Below are 1,609 nucleotides of genomic sequence, written 5' to 3'. Positions count from 1 at the left end.
CCTGAATTATTCATAGTTCATTAAAAGCCCGTCAGTTTTCGTATTTTTTCGAAAACTGACGTGTATGTCTTTATCTTTTGCTGAAATACGATGTTTATAAGTTCTAACTAGTGAGATTTTTCAACTAACTCAGAATTGCTTTGAACTTTTGGACACACTTGTCCCTTGGTTGTACAGATTTTTTTAATTTTGCCGGTTATTCAATAGCTTGGATACGCTGTAGAGCCTGGTAGAACAGCCGATGGTAAACGTGATGCGAGCTCAGCCGCAACTGAATGCGTCGGCCAGTATGCACAACACGTGCCGCAACTTTGAATAAACGGATCCGCAATGTGCTAACGCACAAGCCGGAATCATGTTTTGTCAGTGCTAGCTGCTTTAAAAAGTTGACAATATTGTAAGCCAGTACACTAACCATCATCCGGGCAGCATTGGCATTAAACGTTGAACTATCAGTCTTATCGAAAAAGAAACCTGTTTTAGCTTCTTTGATGTAATTTTCCATTTGGCCGCGTTTGTGATACAGTTTGAAGGCAGTTTCAGCCGTTAAATTAGTCAGATTAGTGACGATAAATTCATGTGAAAAGATTAGTTCACCAGCTGCTCGAGTTGATTTAATATAAATCTGCCGTGGCTTAGGCCACGATGCTGATTGATAGGTTTCAGAGCAGTAGTGAGTCTCTTCCTCTTGCCACTGGGTTTTATCACTGATCTTGACGAACTTTTCAGCTAGATTCTGCAATTTTCGATTGCGTTTGAGTCGAATAATGTAAAACACATCGTTGGCTTCACAGACATCATAAACTTCTGGCGTGGCGAAGCCACTATCGCCACGAACCAGAATGTCAGTCGTAGGCAGCTGAGTTTGATAATGCTTTAATAGTGGTGTTAAAAAAGCTTTTACATCTTTACTGGTGTAGGCATTTCCAGGACGCAAGACAGCTTTCAACAAGTTACCATCTTGATCAGTTGCCAATAATGGATGATATCCTTCAGTACCATAATGTGCGTTGTAGTTAGTGGCTTCCTGTTTGCCATAAGTGTCTGAGTGAGTCGAATCGATATCAATAATCGTGGTTGTCTGGTTGGTTAACAGTCGAGCCCGATCGATCAAGGCTTCATTTAAAGTCTGTAATGTGCTAACACTATCCTCATCAAAACGTTGCCAAAAACGTGATATTGTTGCTTGTGAAGCCAAAAACGGTTTATCCAATAATAATTTAAAAAGTGGTTCTTTTTCTAAAAAAGTTGCCGCAGAATCTGTGCTATAACCGGCAATAATCTGAAGAATTAACTGTTTTAAGATACTAGAATTACTGTGTTGACAATATCGTCGCTGGTCATTGAACCTCAATAGTTTATCGGCCAAGTTGGTGAACTGAAACTTTGCCATCAGTTCTACACACAATGTCAGCCCGCCATCGGAAGATAATTGACCACCCGTATGCGATACTAAAATATTTTTGTTGAAATTGAATGCCATTTCCTGTAAAGTCTTCAATGTAGAGTCCTCTTCTCTCATGTGGTTTTGTTTGGCAATTTAACTATACCAGAGCTGAGGCTCTTTTTGTGCACTTAAAAGGTGAAAATGCAAAATACCCATCAAACG

General features: G+C 39.7%; 1 protein-coding gene. It reads right to left on the bottom strand.

Annotation, left to right across the window (positions count from 1 at the left end):
• Window positions 1-196 precede the first annotated feature (196 nt).
• On the bottom strand, window positions 197-1,501 hold the full coding sequence (locus FD32_RS02070) for an IS1380 family transposase (RefSeq protein WP_056962094.1): 1,305 nt from the start codon (window positions 1,499-1,501) through the stop codon (window positions 197-199).
• Window positions 1,502-1,609: the final 108 nt, after the last annotated feature.

Origin of the sequence: Limosilactobacillus panis DSM 6035 (assembly GCF_001435935.1) — a bacterium.
Classification (GTDB): Bacteria; Bacillota; Bacilli; order Lactobacillales; family Lactobacillaceae; genus Limosilactobacillus; species Limosilactobacillus panis.
The sequence above is the reverse complement of the archived record's forward strand: the minus strand, read 5'-3'. Positions and strand labels throughout refer to the sequence as shown.